This window comes from Streptomyces sp. SID3343 (assembly GCF_009865215.1).
Taxonomy (GTDB): Bacteria; Actinomycetota; Actinomycetes; order Streptomycetales; family Streptomycetaceae; genus Embleya.
Genome location: NZ_WWJX01001407.1, coordinates 1 through 1,449 on the forward strand (window position 1 = coordinate 1; position 1,449 = coordinate 1,449).

A 1,449-nucleotide genomic window follows, 5' to 3' on the forward strand; every position below is an offset into this window, starting at 1 on the left:
CGGGCTGCGATCGTGGCCGATCTGGCGGGGATTCGGCCGCGGTCGGGGACGGTTGCGGTGTGGTCGACGGTGACCGGCGCGTGGATCGACACCGCGTCGATGGACGGCGCGTACTGGGCCTCCAATCTGCGCGAGACGGTCCGCTTCGAGGAAGCGGTGCGGGGCCTGGCCGCCGCCGGACACGGTGTCTTCGTCGAGGTGAGCCCGCACCCCGTGCTCACTGCGGCGATCCAGGCCACGCTGGAGGACGCCGGGGTGCCGGAGCCGGTCGTCACGGGGACCTTGCGGCGCGGCCAGGGTGGCTTGGCCCGACTGCACACGTCGTTGGCCGAGGTCTTCGTCCGGGGCGTGCCCGTGGCGTGGGCGGCGGCGTACCGGGACAGCGCCGTCGAGCGGGTCGCGCTGCCGACCTACGCGTTCCAGCGCGAGCGGTTCTGGCTGGACACCGGGGAGAACGCCCCGCCCGTCGGAACGGCCGCGGACGGCGCGTTCTGGGACCTCGTCGAGGCCGGTGACCGGGACGCGCTGTCGGCCGCGCTCGGTGGCGGCGTGCCGGCCGAGTCGCTGGACGCGGTACTGCCCGCCCTGACGTCCTGGTGGGATCGCCGACGCTCGGGGGCCACCACCGACGCGTGGCGGCACCGGATCGCGTGGCGCCCGGTCGGCGGGACCCAGGCGGGTCGGCTCACCGGGTCGTGGCTGCTTGTGGTGCCGGAAGAGTCCACCGGACACGAATCCACCGACTGGGCATCGTGGTTCGCCCAAGTACTGCCCGCCGACGGGCTCCGGGTGTTGCCGGTGGGCCGTACGGGCGCCGACCGGGACGCCGTGCGGACCCTGGTGGCCGGCGATCGGGAACCGATCGCCGGGATCGTCTCGCTGCTGCCGTTGGCCGAAGGGCCGGTCGAGGCACGGCCGTCCGTGCCGTGGGGCGTGGCCGCGACCGTGGCCCTGGTGCAGAGCCTGGACGACGCGGGTGTGGTCGCTCCGCTGTGGTCGGTGACCGGCGGTGCCGTCTCGATCGGCGCCGACGACACGGTGCGCGCTCCCGAGCAGGCACAGGTGTGGGGCTTCGGCGGCATCGTCGCGGCCGAACTTCCCGATGTGTGGGGCGGCTTGATCGACGTCCCGGCCGAGATCCCGGCCGAGGCGCCGACCGAGCGGATCATCGCCGTGCTGACCGGAACGGCGGGGGAGTCGGAGGTCGCGGTGCGCGGTTCGCAGGTGTGGGGTCGTCGGCTCGTCCGAGCCCCGCGCGACGCCGCGACCGCCGCGAGCGTCGTGGGGTCGTGGCGGCCGAGCGGGACCGTGCTCGTCACCGGCGGCACCGGTGCGCTCGGTGGCCACGTGGCGCGCTGGGCAGCGGCCCGAGGCGCCGAACACGTGCTGTTGGTGAGCCGCTCCGGCGAAGCCGCGCCGGGGGCCGCGGCGCTCGCGGCCGAGGTGGCC

1 protein-coding gene is annotated in these 1,449 nt (G+C 75.4%); it reads left to right on the forward strand.

What is annotated here, in order from left to right; all coding sequences use genetic code 11:
* Positions 1-12: 12 nt before the first annotated feature.
* A partial coding sequence (locus GT354_RS44635) for an acyltransferase domain-containing protein (protein ID WP_161362983.1) occupies positions 13-1,449 on the forward strand: 1,437 nt, incomplete at its 3' end.